Below are 13,212 nucleotides of genomic sequence, written 5' to 3'. Positions count from 1 at the left end.
GCTTGCTAAGCAGTGAACGCGGTAAGATCAGATTGCCGCGACTACTTTCTGAAGTAGCTTGAGCATTTGTTGTTGCTCTTCAGCATCTAACTCGTTCATCAACTCTTTGTTTAAACGAACGGGGATAGGAACGAGTTGTTCTTCAAGTGCTTTTCTGAGCCTTATCAGGCGAGTGTTGAACAAGACTTGTCGAGTGCAGAGCAAGGGTTAAATTCTGCGAATAAGACGTGCAAAGGGTGTCACCGTACTTATCGTTCTCGCTGGTAACTATTCTAACAACGAGCTTTGAATACAGGTGGTAAAGTCGAACCCTTACCACCATAGTCCTATCGCACAGCCTTCTTTTCTTTATGCCATCAATTCGAATGCACTAGGGGCGGGAAAGGACGTGAATGAATTAGTCGCGAATAGTGACTTTTGTAATCACAATATCTTCGCAAGGCACATCTTCGTGTCCCCAGCGAATGGTTGTTGGTGCTTTCGCAATTTTGTTTACCACATCCATACCTGCTGAAACCTTACCGAATACCGCGTAACCCCAGCCAGCATTGGTTGTTGAGGTGTGATCTAGGAAATCGTTGTCATCAAGGTTGATGAAGAACTGCGCCGTTGCAGAATGTGGTGCATCAGTCCGAGCCATTGCCACAGAACCAATCACATTCTTCAAACCACGGTTTGCTTCGTTGACGATTGGGGCGCGAGTTGGTTTTTCTGTCATGTCGATAGTGTGACCACCACCTTGAATCATGAAACCTTCAATAACACGGTGAAATGTCGTGCCTTCGTAGAAACCGTCTTGGCAGTATTTAAGGAAGTTTTTCGACGTTACTGGCGCTTTTTCAAGGTTCAGTTCAATCTCGATATCGCCAAAGTTGGTGGTGAAAGTAATCATAGGGCTACCTAAAGTTGAAGTTTTACTGAGTCGTAATGACGAAAGTGGGTTGCAGTATAGGGAAAATAACAGCGGATACCAGTGATGGTTTTATTGTGGTTGAATTCTCGTCAACCACCAAAATCACGCCTGATATTGTTTAAGGAACATCTCGACACTTGAAGTAATGAGCACTTGCTTGTGTGCAGCATCCGGTGACGGCACATGACCAATGATTTGCGGCCAAAACGCAAAAGACTTAAGCAGACCAATGAACTGCGTGGAGGCGAATTGTGGGTCTAGTTCTACTAAACGACCGTCTGCCAACGCGGCTTTAATCCAGGTTGTAAGTCCACTTTCTGCTTGGGAATATTTTTCCATCGCTTGATGCGCCAGTTCTGCGTTATGGAAATACTCTGAGAACAAAACGCGTGACAGGTCGATGAAGCCTTCAGACTCAAGTAACTCAAGCTCTTGATTGGCTATCGAGGAAAGCTGTTCTTCAAGTGGCAGTTCTGCTTGATATGGGAAATGCGTTGCGGCCAGAGTTTTGCTCCAAATGCTGTCTAGAATCTCATCTAAAAGCAGTTCTTTGCTGGCAAAGTGATTGTATACGGTACGCTTTGATACTTCTGCGCGACTCGATATTTTATCCATGCTGGTGGCCTTGTAGCCATGCTCAGTAAACTCTGCGATAGCAGCGGCAACGATCGATTCACGTTTTCTTTGGCTCAGCGTTTTTTTTACAGTCATCGGGATACTACTCAATATGTCGCGGTTAGCATTACATACGCTAATTTTACACCAGTAAGTTTACTTTTAGAACACCAATCCGCGTATTGGTAATTCGGTCGAGAGCAACTGAATCGCTTTGCAATGCACGGTGGGTATCATAGAATCGAAAGTGTATTCGAATTTTATTGATATCAACGGAAGAGAATAAACAATCAATGAGTAGTATTTTAGAGTGTATTCGTACAGTTGGACGAGGAGAAAGAGGGCGTAAGCCTTTATCGTTCGAACAAGCCTACCGCATCATGGATGAGTATTTAAGCGGAGAAGTCGGTGACGACCAAATGGCTATGCTACTGATGTTGATTCGTGTGCAGAATGAAACCAATGAAGAGATCGCTGGCTTTGTAAAAGCGTTTCAATCTCGAGTGCCAGATTTAGGCGCTGATATTGATTGGCCGTGTTATGCAGGTAAGCGTAACGATAACGCCAGTGGCAAGCCTTGGAACTTGTTGGCGGCAAAAATCTTAGCTGACAATGGCTATAAAGTGTTAATGCATGGCTATATGGATAAGCCGAGCGGTAGGACGCACGTTGAAAGCCATTTGCAAGATGTCGGTGTGCAAAGTGCTGAGAGCCCTGAACATGCTAAGTCGATTCTTGAACAAGACGGCATTGCTTATTTACCGCTAGCTAACTTTGCGCCCGAAGCACAAACCATGATTGGTTGGAAACACCGCTACGGTTTGAGAACACCAATTAACACGGTAGTTCGAGCATTGAATCCTGGTGGTGGCCGTTTAGGTCTGCGTGGCAGTTTCCATCCTGGCTTTCCACAACTTCATGCGGAAGTTGAGCATGTTATCGGAAATAAATCCCACTCGGTGATTTCATTCAAAGGGATGAACGGTGAGTCGGAATATAATCCTAAAGTTAGCCAAACGGTATGGATGAGCTCTCCTGACAAAGTCGAATCGTTCTACTGGGAAGAGATGATGAACCTAGAGCTGCCACTTCCTAGTCAATGTGTACTTGGCACATCGGCTGAAGATATGGCGCTAATGGCGAATACCGTTGTCGACAGCATGACAGCCATTCTCTTTGCAGAAACGCACGATAAAACTGAGGCATACCAGAAAGCGGTGCGCCTGTGGCATGAGTATTGTGCGCGTTAGATGGTGGTTTGTAATCAATGAGAGAAGGTCAGCGAGCGCTGGCCTTTTTATACTTGATTTCTAGCAAGGGCTTTTCGTGAACGCCCAAACAATAAAGCTACTTCACTCGCATCAAGCGATGCATTTTGTCTTCGAACTGAATCTCAATCACCTGTGAGATTTTCATCTTATCAACACGATCAAGCATTCTCGCTTGGTAATCACGTTTTTTCATCCACTCTAGCGGTTCTTTAAAGCCATCTTCATTAATCACAAACGACTGATCGGTAATAGAGTCTTCAAAGATATGAACCACCCAAATGCGTGATTGGAAATCCAATAACTCACTAAAGTAGCTTTTTAACTTAGATAAGGAATTCGTTAGATACGTTTTAGGTGGGGTTTGGGAAGACATAGTAAACCGTATTTGGACAATGAAAATCGGCAAGGGCGCCGTCTGATCATTATAGCCTTTACCCGTTAGGCTTGTCAGGTCGAATTCGGCAGCCATTCACGGCTATTGCGCTTGCTAATGCTACTATGGCTGCCAGTTAGAGATTAACCAAATCAGTGTCGGATTCACTATTTAACGAATAGGCCGAAGTCGATCTCTTGTTCTCTTTGATATTTCACCAGCTTCACTTTTAGGTCGTGTTTTGCTGCTAAATCAATGGCTAAGCATGACATGCGTTTTATCTCATCAACGCAGCTTGATATCAGCGGTTTTTCTTGATTATCGATAGTGGCGATGAGTGTGTTTTCTGTGCCGTCGTTACCTGCGTAAATATACGCGTACATGTTGTTGTCGTGTTGCATAAACTTCCTAAAACGGGATTTCTAATTATTAGTGAGGTGAAGATTACAGGGTTTATTTACGCAGGCTAGCTCGGCTAAGTAAGGTTAAGCAAGGGAAAGTAAGGCTTTGTAAGGGCTCTTTTTTTTCTTTTTTCTGGCGTTCGAAAACGTGCTCAACCCTTTGTTTGTCTCACTTTTTTGTCTTGTTAGGTTTTGCCTATCAATAAAATTGTTGAAATCCATTTAGTAAAATCAAGATTTTAGACAACAATTAACTTAACAAGATAGAAAATATATGACGCAAAGTATTTAGGGAGAACGCAATGCATTCTATTAAAGTGAAAGATTACATGACGCAGCAGGTTGTGACATTTACTCCTGATATGCCGTTAAGTCTAGCGTTAGACAAAGTGATGCGTAGCCACCATATGGGTGGGCCCGTAATCGATGATAACGAACAAGTGATTGGCTTCCTTTCAGAGCAGGATTTACTCGAGAAACTTGTGAAGGTCAGTTACTTCTGCCAAGACACACACCTTGTGGGTGACTGTATGTACCAAGAAGTGCTGTCGGTGTCACCTGACTTATCCATTATTGAATTGGCGGACATGATGCAGGTTGGAAAACCTAAAGCATACCCTGTGATCGATAATCGAAAACTGGTGGGTATTATCACCAGAACTGATGTTTTGAGAGCAATTGGCAAGAACTTGGAAGAATGCTTCAAACATCAGGTATAGTAGCGTGTTAAGAACGATTATTTTTCTCAATACTCTCAATTGAAAAAAGGCGCACTAGCGCCTTTTTTCTGTATAGCGCTTTTCTTGGTCGATCCTCTCTTTGTGGATCCCTAGCCTGTTGAACTGTTGAACTGTTGAACTGTTGAACAGCTGATTGGGCTTTAGCTCTTGGGTATTCCAACTTTTGGAGGTTTCATGTCAAATCAAACGGCAAAGTTTATTGAAGGTTCAACGATGCGCCACATATTGGTGATGTCGGGGGCTGGCTCTGTCGGTTTGATGGCGTTATTTGTGGTCGACTTACTCGACATGCTGTTTATCAGTATGCTCGGACAGGTCGAATTGGCTGCTGCGGTAGGCTTTGCAGGTACGCTGACTTTCTTTTCTACCTCCGTTTCTATCGGTACTTCCATTGCCATGGGCGCATTAGTGTCCAAAGCCATCGGCTCCAAGAATCAAGAGCACGCTCGAAACCTAAGCACCAGTATCATGCTGACTGCGTTTGTTATCAGTTCAACCATAACTGCAATCATGTTCGCTTATATTCCAGAGCTGCTAGCCGCGATAGGCGCCAAAGGCATTGCAGCCGAACGCGCTCAAGCTTACCTACAGATTTTGCTACCTAGTGGTCCATTTTTGGCGTTAGCGATGGCAGCGGGTGCGGGCTTAAGAGCGGCAGGTGATGCTAAGCGTTCGATGTGGGCAACTTTGTCTGGCGGCATTGTTAACGCGATTCTCGATCCTCTGTTTATTTTTGGTTTTGGTTGGAACATCGAAGGGGCGGCTATCGCTTCGGTTGTCGCTCGTTTCTCGGTGTTGTTCTTCTCGCTTTACCCTCTTATTCGTAGCCATCAGCTGGTGGCTCCCCCTTCTTTTGTGCAATGGCGCCTTAATATTCGACCAATATTGGCGATTGCGCTGCCTGCGATTATCACCAATACCGCAACGCCTATCGGTAATGCGATTGTGACAACGGGTATCGCACAGTATGGTGAGGATTTTGTCGCGGGCTTTGCCGTGATAGGTCGTCTGACGCCAGTTTGTTTTGCGGTTATCTTTGCCTTGTCTGGCGCTGTGGGGCCAATCATTGGTCAGAACTTTGGTGCTGAACGCATGGACCGAGTAAAAGAAACACTCAATAACTCATTGCTGGTTACTACGGCATACACCATCGCTGTTTGTATTCTGTTGTACTTCGTTCAAGGTTATGTCATTCAAGGCTTTAGCTTACAAGGTGATGCAGCAAAAATTGTGGCGGCTTTCTGTACCTATGTGGCGTTAACCTTCACCTTTAACGGTGCACTATTTGTTGCCAACACGTCTTTCAACAACCTAGGTAAACCGCTTTACTCGACAGCATTGAATTTGGGTAAAGCGACGTTAGGTACTCTGCCGTTCGTATATCTAGGTTCGCAATGGTATGGCGCTTTGGGTGTTCTCTATGGTCAAGCTTTGGGTAATGTTTTGTTCGGAATTTTAGGTATCTTGGTGCTTCGACATCATATCGCTGAACTGATGCAAGGATCTCAAGTTGATCCAGTGGAAGATGATGTGTCGATTGTCAGCTTGAACACTCAGCCATTCTGTTCACACGATGCGGTTCTTATTGATGATGTATCCGCTAACCGTGAAGAGTGTGCGGAGCTTAAATCTCAGTAAGCCATCGGCGCTGGCATAATATTTTTGTTTTCTTGAAAACTTCTTCTTGACCTTGGAGTAGCCTCCAAGGTTTATACTTTTGATGAACTTAAGGTTCTGTTGCTCGTAAGTTAGCAACAACCTCAAGGCTTTTGAGTATTAAGGAGATACATTATGTGCGCAAAACATGCAGCGTGCCGCTCAGCAAAAGTGGACGTTCAACCTCAAGCGGCAGGAGCAAGTTGCTCTAGCCCTAAAATTTCAAGCATCACAGCAGCAGGTACTTCATCTGGTTGTTGTAGCTCTTCTGCTGCTTCGTCATCGTCTGGAGATGATTGTTGTAGTTCGTCGGATAGTGGAGAAGAAGACAGTCAGTCCTCAACTTTATCTCTCGATGCCAAATTTTCGAAAAGTTGGCTGGTTGCCGGAATGGACTGCCCAGCTTGTGCAAGAAAAATAGAAAACGCGATCAGCAATATTGACGGTGTTATTCAAGCGAAGGTTCTCTTTGCTACCGAAAAGCTGGTTGTGAAATTCGATAATGAAAGCCTTGCTGACACCATTGAACAGGTCTCTATCAAAACGGGTTTCCCTCTTACGGAAGTCGGTTCAAAGAAAGAAAAACAACAACCTGAGACTTTTTGGCAAGCTTATATCCAACCTAATTTACAGATTATCGCGATTGCAGCGGCAATGCTGTTTGCGGCGCTTGTAAAAATCACCTCACCTCAATTAAGTGAAGGCTTGTTTACGGTAACTTGTCTGCTTGGTTTATATCCGGTGGCGAAGAAAGCGGTTCAGCTGGCGCGTTCAGGTACACCGTTTGCTATTGAAACCTTAATGAGTGTTGCCGCGCTGGGTGCTTTGTACCTTGGCGAAACTGCGGAAGCAGCGATGGTTCTATTGTTGTTCTTGATTGGTGAGCGCTTAGAAGCGTTTGCTTCATCAAGAGCAAGAAGTGGCGTTCAAGCGCTAATGGCATTGGTACCAGAAAACGCGACTAAGATCATCAACGGCGAGCGTGTAGAAGTCGCAGTCAGTGAACTGGTTCCAGGTGATGTGATTGAAGTGGCCGCGGGCTCTCGTTTACCTGCTGACGGCCAATTGATTACAGACGCGGCAAGCTTTGATGAAAGTGCGTTAACCGGTGAATCTGTTCCTGTTGAACACATCGAAGGCAATAGCATCATGGCTGGCGCTGTGGTGGTCGATAAAGTGGTTCGTATCACCATCACTTCAAAACAGGGTGAGAACGCGATCGATCGCATTCTTCATCTGATTGAAGAAGCAGAGTCTCGTAAAGCACCACTAGAGCGATTCCTCGATAAGTTCAGCCGTTGGTACACACCGTTAATGATGGTAGTGGCTCTGTTGGTCATCATCACACCACCATTGTTGTTTGCGCAGCCATGGGAAACATGGGTTTACCGTGGCCTAGCGCTATTGTTGATTGCTTGTCCGTGTGCCTTGGTTATCTCGACTCCTGCAGCGATTACCTCTGGCTTAGCAGCAGCAGCGAAACGTGGCGCGCTCATTAAAGGCGGCGCAGCGCTAGAGCAGCTTGGTAAAATCCAAACCATCGCCTTCGATAAGACAGGCACACTGACCGAAGGTAAGCCTCAGGTTACGGATATTCAACCTCTATCGGGGTGGCAACAAGACGCGATGCTGCGTGTGGTTGGGGCGATTGAAGTTGGCTCTACTCACCCGTTGGCGCAGTCACTTGTCGCTAAAGTAAAAGACCTGAATATTGAGATTCCTGAATCACACAACAAGAAAGCGTTGATTGGTAGTGGTGTTGAAGGGGATGTTGATGGTGTTAAGTATCAGGTTCTGTCACCGTCTAAAGTCACGTTCGAACTTGGTTCCGATGTGGTTTCTCAGGTAGAAGCATTAGAAGGTGAGGGCAAGACGGTTGTGGTTGCTCTTGAGGTTAAAGATCAAGAAGAATCAACAGAGCAAGCTACGACGGTGATTGGTCTGATTGCTTGGCAAGATACGTTACGCAGTGACGCTAAGCTTGCGATTGAACGACTTAATGAATTAGGTATTCAATCTATCATGTTGACCGGCGATAATCCGCGCAGTGCAGCAGCGATCAGTAGCAAGATTGGTATGCAGTACAAGGCAAGCCTATTGCCAAGCGACAAGGTATCTTACGTTGAGGAGTTATCTCAACAGTCGCACGTGGCGATGGTCGGTGATGGCATTAATGATGCACCAGCAATGAAAACGGCGAATGTCGGCATCGCAATGGGTGGTGGTACGGATGTCGCTTTGGAAACGGCGGATTCAGCACTGACTCATAACCGTTTAACTGAGCTGCCAGCGATGATTGAACTGTCGCAAGCGACCATGAACAACATCCGTCAAAACGTAGCCCTTGCGCTTGGTTTGAAGGTCGTATTCTTGGTGACAAGCTTGTTAGGTATTACCGGTTTGTGGGTGGCAGTTTTAGCGGATAGTGGTGCAACTGCATTGGTGACATTGAACGCATTGCGTCTGCTTCGATTTAAATCTAAAGCGGACTAAATCGAGCTCACCGACATAGAGCATTCTTAATATAAAAGCGCCTTTAGCGGTAATACGTTAAAGGCGCTTTTTGTCTCATTAGTATGCAACATAGGCGTGCGGATTGCTTATTTTTGTGATGCCAATCGGTTTTTTGTGAAACTTGAATTATTGTTGCGATCATTCATGTGACATGTGTCACTTCATTTTGTAATGAGCTTGGTTAGAGTGTGTTCGTACCCCACGAATTTACTATGAGCTTAAATAAGGGTAAAAAGCCCAATAAGCCAAAAGGAGCGAACTATGTCTCAAGCTGTTTTCCACTTAGGTGTTACTGAAGCAGATCTTAACGGTGCTACTCTTGCGATCATCCCTGGTGATCCTGCTCGTGTGCAAAAAATTGCAGAAGAGATGAAGAACCCAGTATTCCTTGCTAGTCACCGTGAATACACGCTTTACCGCGCAGAGCTAGACGGCAAACCAGTTGTTGTATGTTCAACAGGTATTGGTGGTCCATCGACTTCTATCGCAGTTGAAGAGCTTGCTCAACTTGGTGTTCGCACTTTCCTACGTGTTGGTACGACTGGTGCTATCCAACCTCACGTAAACGTGGGTGACATGATTGTTTCTACAGGTTCTGTTCGTCTAGACGGCGCTAGCCTACACTTTGCTCCTATGGAGTTCCCAGCAGTGGCTGACTTTGAAGTTGCAACAGCAATGAAAGCGGCAGTTGATGAATCAGGTGCAACAGTTCACATGGGCGTAACGGCATCAAGCGATACGTTCTACCCAGGTCAAGAGCGTTACGACACGTTCTCTGGTCGCGTTGTTAAGCGCTTCCAAGGCTCTATGCAAGAATGGCAAGACATGGGCGTTCTAAACTTCGAGATGGAATCTGCAACACTGCTAACTATGTGTGCAAGTTCTGGTCTGAAAGCAGGTTGTGTTGCTGGTGTAATCATCAACCGTACTCAAAAAGAGACGCCTGATCACGACACTCTAAAAGTAACAGAAGCACGTTCAATCAAAGTGGTTGTAGAAGCCGCTCGTAAAATGCTTTAAGTCTTAAAGTGCTCTGAGTTTTAGAGAGCATTAAGTCTTCAAGTGACATTAAATTTTGAAAATGGCCGCATCGTATGATGCGGCCATTTTTTTGTGCCGTCTGAAAGTAATCAATAGAGAAAACAGACAACAAAAAAGGCGAGTGACTTAATCGTCATTCGCCTTTTTAACAATCTGCTTAAGAGCATTGAGCTCTCATGAGCTTATTGGTTTTTAGTACTCTAGATCTTCACTGCCACCCGCAGCTGTAAACCATGCCGTTAGGTGTGTTTTAAGATCTTTCAATTCGTCAGGGCCAATCAATGCAAGGCCAAGATCTTCAGCTCGTGTGATGTCGTTATGGCGAAGAGGGCGGAAGCTCACTAACATTGCACGTGCTTGTAGGCCACCTAGCAGGTCTCTAAGCGATTCCAGTTTGTACAAGGTGTCATCACCATCATCACGCATGCCTTTGGTCTTACATTCGATGATGTGCAGCTTATTGTTCACCACAGAGGCAACATCAAGCTCGTTACGAACCTCACGTTCACCCAGTTGACGGTATACCTGAACATTCAAAGAACGGTCTTGAATGGTCGGCATGTCATCTTGGATCTGCTTAACTGTGCTGTGAACCAATGTTTCAAGCCATTCACCGTTTGAGAAGCGGCGCGCGTCTTCGTTGGCAAAGGTCAAAATACCATTGTCGTAAGTCGCAATTTTAGCTTCAACCAAATCGCTCAGCAGCATGTTGAGCTCGCGATAGCCTTGTTGCTTCTCAGATAGGCCTACATCAAGTTTTTGTTCTTTACGGCAGGTCGTTGCTAGGTAGTTCAATGTCGCAAGGCCAGGGCCTAGTTCGAGTGCGTTACTTGCCCAACGTTCACCCAGTTCATAAAGTTTCTGATCCAGTTGCGGAGACAGCTGAACATCGCTGAATTCACCGCGAGCACCGAACACAGTTAGGTAGTCGTCGATAGTGATGCGGTCTTGAACTTGTGCGTCTTCTTTACCATTAGGGTACAACCAGCAAAGCTTGTCGCTATTTGGTTCAACCACGAAGATTGGCCAGTGGTAAGTACGGAATACTTCGTACACAGAAAGTAGGCGGTGACGGAGGCCACAACTTGCGTTGAGCTTCACTTCTTGACCGCGTGCTTTGAGGTCTTCGGCAAGGGTTTGGATAGATTCTTTAATGACAGATGTATTTACGATGGTCGGAATTTCGAAAAACTCACTCGTAATGTCGCGCTTGTGCAAAACGCTGTCTAAACGTTTGTACATACTGACTTGATTTTTGTCACCGATAAACACGATGTGAGTGCTGACCGTTCGGTTATCAAGTAATGGGGTGAGCAAGCGAATGGGGTCTTGATCGATAATGCCAACATGAACAGCCATATAAATTCCTTAATAGCGGCTCGCTCATAAAGGTGAAAGAAAAAACGGGAAGCAGCAAGCCTTAATAATCATATAATGACAAAGCTCATAAAAAACAAGGGCAACCCTTGATAAAAGTTGCCCTAGCTCAATTAGTCACCACTATTGGGTAAGAAGTCTCAACAATCTCACTAAATATCTATCGATTCTTCATTTATCTATAGTTTGAATTGATGTACTAAATCACCTTGCTGATTCGCCAAAATTGTTAGGTTTTGGCTTGCCTCCGCAATTGAAGACATCGCTTGGTAACTCTTATCTGCGATGTGGTTGATGTCTTCGATGTTGCGTGCAATATCACCAGACGTTTCACTCTGCTCAGCGGCTGCTTGAGAGATGTGTGTACTCATGTGGCTGATCTCTAGAATCAAGGCTTGGATCTCTTCCATCGCACTGTTTGCACTTGAAGCTTGTTGAACCGACATGTCCATATCGCTCATACAGCTTTCAATTACGTTACTTGCAGTTTTCGAGCTTGATTGCAGATTGCTGATCATAGTCTCGATTTCAGAGGTTGATTGAGTGGTCTTCTGTGCTAGCACTCGTACTTCATCGGCAACGACTGCAAAACCACGACCTTGTTCACCTGCACGCGCTGCTTCGATTGCCGCATTAAGTGCAAGTAGGTTGGTCTGTTCAGCAATACCACGAATAACGTCAAGGATTGAACCAATCTGGCTACTCATCTGTTGTAGCTCGCCTACAGCGCCCACTGATTCAGTAAGGCGAACTTCAAGCTGATTAATGGTGCTGATGTTGGTGTTCATGATCTGACGACCAGACTCAGAAGCCGATTCTACTTGTTGAACCATGGTGAGTGAGCTTTGCGCGCTGTTCGCCACTTCTTGTACAGAATGAGACATCTCTGTCATTGCGGTCGCAACAGTCGCGGTTTGCTCACGTTGGCTGTTCAATTGAGCCTGCGTTTCAGATGACGTCTTCTGGTTGACGCTTGCAGTTTTAGTTAAGTCATCTGAAGCATCATTCAACTTCACAAGGATATTGTGCAGGTTGTCAGCCAAGGTGTTGATGTGACGGCTCACGCGGCTGAATTCGTTGTCGTAGCGAATATCGATACGCTGAGTCATATCACCTTCAGTTAGACCTTCTAATGTACCGAGGATGCGAGTTAATGGCTCTCGTACGCTGTGTGCAATGTGGTAACCAATCGCAGCAGCGAACACAGTCACAACAATGCCAATGGCAATCGCGTTGAATAGGCCTTTGTCGTAGATGCTGCTTGCGTCAGCGAGTGATGAGTTAAGTTGCTCTTCAGCGGTCACGTTGAATGAGTCCAAAACAGCCATCGCTTGGTCAACTTCTAGAGCTAGGTTAGCGATGTTCACGTACAACGCTTGTTTGGCTTGTAGGTAGTTGTTGTGTTTGTCTAGTACGCCACCTTTCTGACCAACGTCTTTGGTGAACTTCTGAACCGACTCATCGAAGACATTTTTAAGTGCTGGTAGTTGTGTTGATAGACCTCGATAAGCGTAGTTAAGATGAGTAACGGCCTTTTTGTTTTGGTTAACGGCTTTTTGAACGAAGGCAACATCAGAGCTAGCAAGTGCATCAGAGGTAATAACTTCTGCGTCTTGCAGTTTGATGAAGTAGCTCTTTGCCATCACTTTTACAGAGATGCTTTTTTGGTCGGCAACGTACTCTTTCATACCAACGGTTAATTCTGAATGTAAGCGTTGGAAGTCACGAGACGCTTTTTGTACTTGTTCTTGTGCTTCGAACATCGCGACGTAGTTGTTCATCGCTTCGTCAGCTTCGGCGAAGTAGCGTTCTTCCATTGCTCTTAATTGCGCGATACGTTCAACAAGTGAAGCATTGTTTTGGCTTGCCGCTTCTAAACTACCGAGAACTTCTGAAAACGAGTTTTGTGATGCAGCAAATTCTGTACGCATTGCAGACATGCGTTCAGCGTTTTGTGTGGTTAAGAAATCTTTGAATGACTTATCAGCAGAAAGCAATTGAACACTCGTTTGATTTGAAAGCGCGACAAGTGGTAATGAGGTTTCTGAGACACTCTCAAAATTGCTGTGTATCTGATTCATGCTGTTCATCATGATGGTTATCGTGACTGCGAACATGATGATGATCAGTGCGAAACCAGCGTACATACGCTTGATCACAGATCCCTTCATGGCTTTCTCCCTAAATAAAAATGCAGACCTAATGTCAGGTCAAAGTAAAACTAACAAAATTATCAGCATTCTATTGAGCTCGGCTTACGCATTTTATGACGCACACGTCAAAAATAGCGCTCAGTTATAACCAACATGCC

The 13,212-nt window shown here is 45.2% G+C and carries 11 protein-coding genes and 2 pseudogenes; 6 read left to right on the top strand and 7 right to left on the bottom strand.

Annotated features, from left to right (window positions below):
- Window positions 1-27 precede the first annotated feature (27 nt).
- Window positions 28-153: pseudogene (locus A6D97_RS22030) on the bottom strand (MarR family transcriptional regulator); the annotation flags it as partial.
- On the opposite strand from A6D97_RS22030, the pseudogene A6D97_RS22355 reads away from it, so the two are divergent.
- Window positions 145-267 (top strand): annotated as a pseudogene (locus A6D97_RS22355) (cytochrome c); the annotation flags it as partial. The pseudogenes A6D97_RS22030 and A6D97_RS22355 sit on opposite strands and share 9 nt — an antisense overlap.
- A 130-nt stretch (window positions 268-397) precedes the next feature.
- Here the strand turns inward: A6D97_RS22355 and A6D97_RS10860 are convergent.
- Both A6D97_RS10860 and A6D97_RS10855 read right to left on the bottom strand, forming a co-directional pair.
- Window positions 398-892 carry a peptidylprolyl isomerase gene (locus tag A6D97_RS10860; RefSeq protein ID WP_017060208.1) on the bottom strand — a complete coding sequence of 165 codons (495 nt, stop codon included), beginning with the start codon at window positions 890-892 and terminating at the stop codon, window positions 398-400.
- 123 nt (window positions 893-1,015) lie between these two features.
- A complete protein-coding gene (locus A6D97_RS10855) occupies window positions 1,016-1,624 on the bottom strand; it encodes a TetR/AcrR family transcriptional regulator (protein ID WP_017066785.1) in 609 nt (202 codons plus the stop codon).
- Window positions 1,625-1,791: 167 nt separating this feature from the next.
- Between A6D97_RS10855 and A6D97_RS10850 the strand changes: the two genes are divergently transcribed.
- Window positions 1,792-2,778, top strand: a complete 987-nt coding sequence (locus A6D97_RS10850) for a glycosyl transferase family protein (RefSeq protein ID WP_081324522.1) — start codon at window positions 1,792-1,794, stop codon at window positions 2,776-2,778.
- A 97-nt stretch (window positions 2,779-2,875) separates the two neighbouring features.
- On the opposite strand, the gene A6D97_RS10845 is transcribed toward A6D97_RS10850, so the two are convergent.
- Entirely contained in the window at window positions 2,876-3,172 is a 297-nt protein-coding gene (locus tag A6D97_RS10845; RefSeq protein ID WP_029235295.1) for a hypothetical protein, read from the bottom strand.
- Between the two features lie 167 nt (window positions 3,173-3,339).
- Window positions 3,340-3,573, bottom strand: coding sequence for a hypothetical protein (locus A6D97_RS10840; protein ID WP_017060212.1), 234 nt, complete (start codon window positions 3,571-3,573; stop codon window positions 3,340-3,342).
- 302 nt (window positions 3,574-3,875) lie between these two features.
- Here A6D97_RS10840 and A6D97_RS10835 point away from each other — a divergent pair, with 302 nt between their 5' ends.
- The 4 genes from A6D97_RS10835 to udp all read left to right on the top strand — a co-directional run bounded on the left by A6D97_RS10835 (window position 3,876) and on the right by udp (window position 9,503).
- Window positions 3,876-4,292 (top strand): CBS domain-containing protein, encoded by a 417-nt coding sequence (locus tag A6D97_RS10835; protein WP_017060213.1) that lies wholly within the window; start codon window positions 3,876-3,878, stop codon window positions 4,290-4,292.
- Between the two features lie 195 nt (window positions 4,293-4,487).
- Window positions 4,488-5,951 carry an MATE family efflux transporter gene (locus A6D97_RS10830; protein ID WP_065584356.1) on the top strand — a complete coding sequence of 488 codons (1,464 nt, stop codon included), beginning with the start codon at window positions 4,488-4,490 and terminating at the stop codon, window positions 5,949-5,951.
- Between the two features lie 153 nt (window positions 5,952-6,104).
- Window positions 6,105-8,462 (top strand): zinc/cadmium/mercury/lead-transporting ATPase, encoded by a 2,358-nt coding sequence (locus tag A6D97_RS10825; RefSeq protein WP_065584355.1) that lies wholly within the window; start codon window positions 6,105-6,107, stop codon window positions 8,460-8,462.
- 282 nt (window positions 8,463-8,744) lie between these two features.
- Window positions 8,745-9,503 carry a uridine phosphorylase gene (udp, locus tag A6D97_RS10820; protein WP_065584354.1) on the top strand — a complete coding sequence of 253 codons (759 nt, stop codon included), beginning with the start codon at window positions 8,745-8,747 and terminating at the stop codon, window positions 9,501-9,503.
- 213 nt (window positions 9,504-9,716) lie between these two features.
- Here the strand turns inward: udp and A6D97_RS10815 are convergent, their stop codons facing one another.
- Window positions 9,717-10,883 (bottom strand): DUF1887 family protein, encoded by a 1,167-nt coding sequence (locus A6D97_RS10815; RefSeq protein ID WP_017065293.1) that lies wholly within the window; start codon window positions 10,881-10,883, stop codon window positions 9,717-9,719.
- Window positions 10,884-11,080: 197 nt separating this feature from the next.
- On the bottom strand, window positions 11,081-13,072 hold the full coding sequence (locus tag A6D97_RS10810; RefSeq protein WP_017060219.1) for a methyl-accepting chemotaxis protein: 1,992 nt from the start codon (window positions 13,070-13,072) through the stop codon (window positions 11,081-11,083).
- Window positions 13,073-13,212: the final 140 nt, after the last annotated feature.

This window comes from Vibrio sp. ZF57 (assembly GCF_001691235.1).
Taxonomy (GTDB): domain Bacteria; phylum Pseudomonadota; class Gammaproteobacteria; order Enterobacterales; family Vibrionaceae; genus Vibrio; species Vibrio crassostreae_C.
This window is presented reverse-complemented; position numbering and strand designations above follow the sequence as displayed.

Bases quoted from the DNA above. Each gene is read 5' to 3' on its own strand.
- A6D97_RS10815 (WP_017065293.1), bottom strand. From the start codon at position 10,883: ATGGCTGTTCATGTTGGCATTATCGATCAAGACCCCATTCGCTTGCTC.
- A6D97_RS10835 (WP_017060213.1), top strand. From the start codon at position 3,876: ATGCATTCTATTAAAGTGAAAGATTACATGACGCAGCAGGTTGTGACA.
- A6D97_RS10845 (WP_029235295.1), bottom strand. From the start codon at position 3,172: ATGTCTTCCCAAACCCCACCTAAAACGTATCTAACGAATTCCTTATCT.
- A6D97_RS10855 (WP_017066785.1), bottom strand. From the start codon at position 1,624: ATGACTGTAAAAAAAACGCTGAGCCAAAGAAAACGTGAATCGATCGTT.
- A6D97_RS10860 (WP_017060208.1), bottom strand. From the start codon at position 892: ATGATTACTTTCACCACCAACTTTGGCGATATCGAGATTGAACTGAAC.
- A6D97_RS10840 (WP_017060212.1), bottom strand. From the start codon at position 3,573: ATGCAACACGACAACAACATGTACGCGTATATTTACGCAGGTAACGAC.
- A6D97_RS10825 (WP_065584355.1), top strand. From the start codon at position 6,105: ATGTGCGCAAAACATGCAGCGTGCCGCTCAGCAAAAGTGGACGTTCAA.
- A6D97_RS10810 (WP_017060219.1), bottom strand. From the start codon at position 13,072: ATGAAGGGATCTGTGATCAAGCGTATGTACGCTGGTTTCGCACTGATC.
- A6D97_RS10830 (WP_065584356.1), top strand. From the start codon at position 4,488: ATGTCAAATCAAACGGCAAAGTTTATTGAAGGTTCAACGATGCGCCAC.
- udp (WP_065584354.1), top strand. From the start codon at position 8,745: ATGTCTCAAGCTGTTTTCCACTTAGGTGTTACTGAAGCAGATCTTAAC.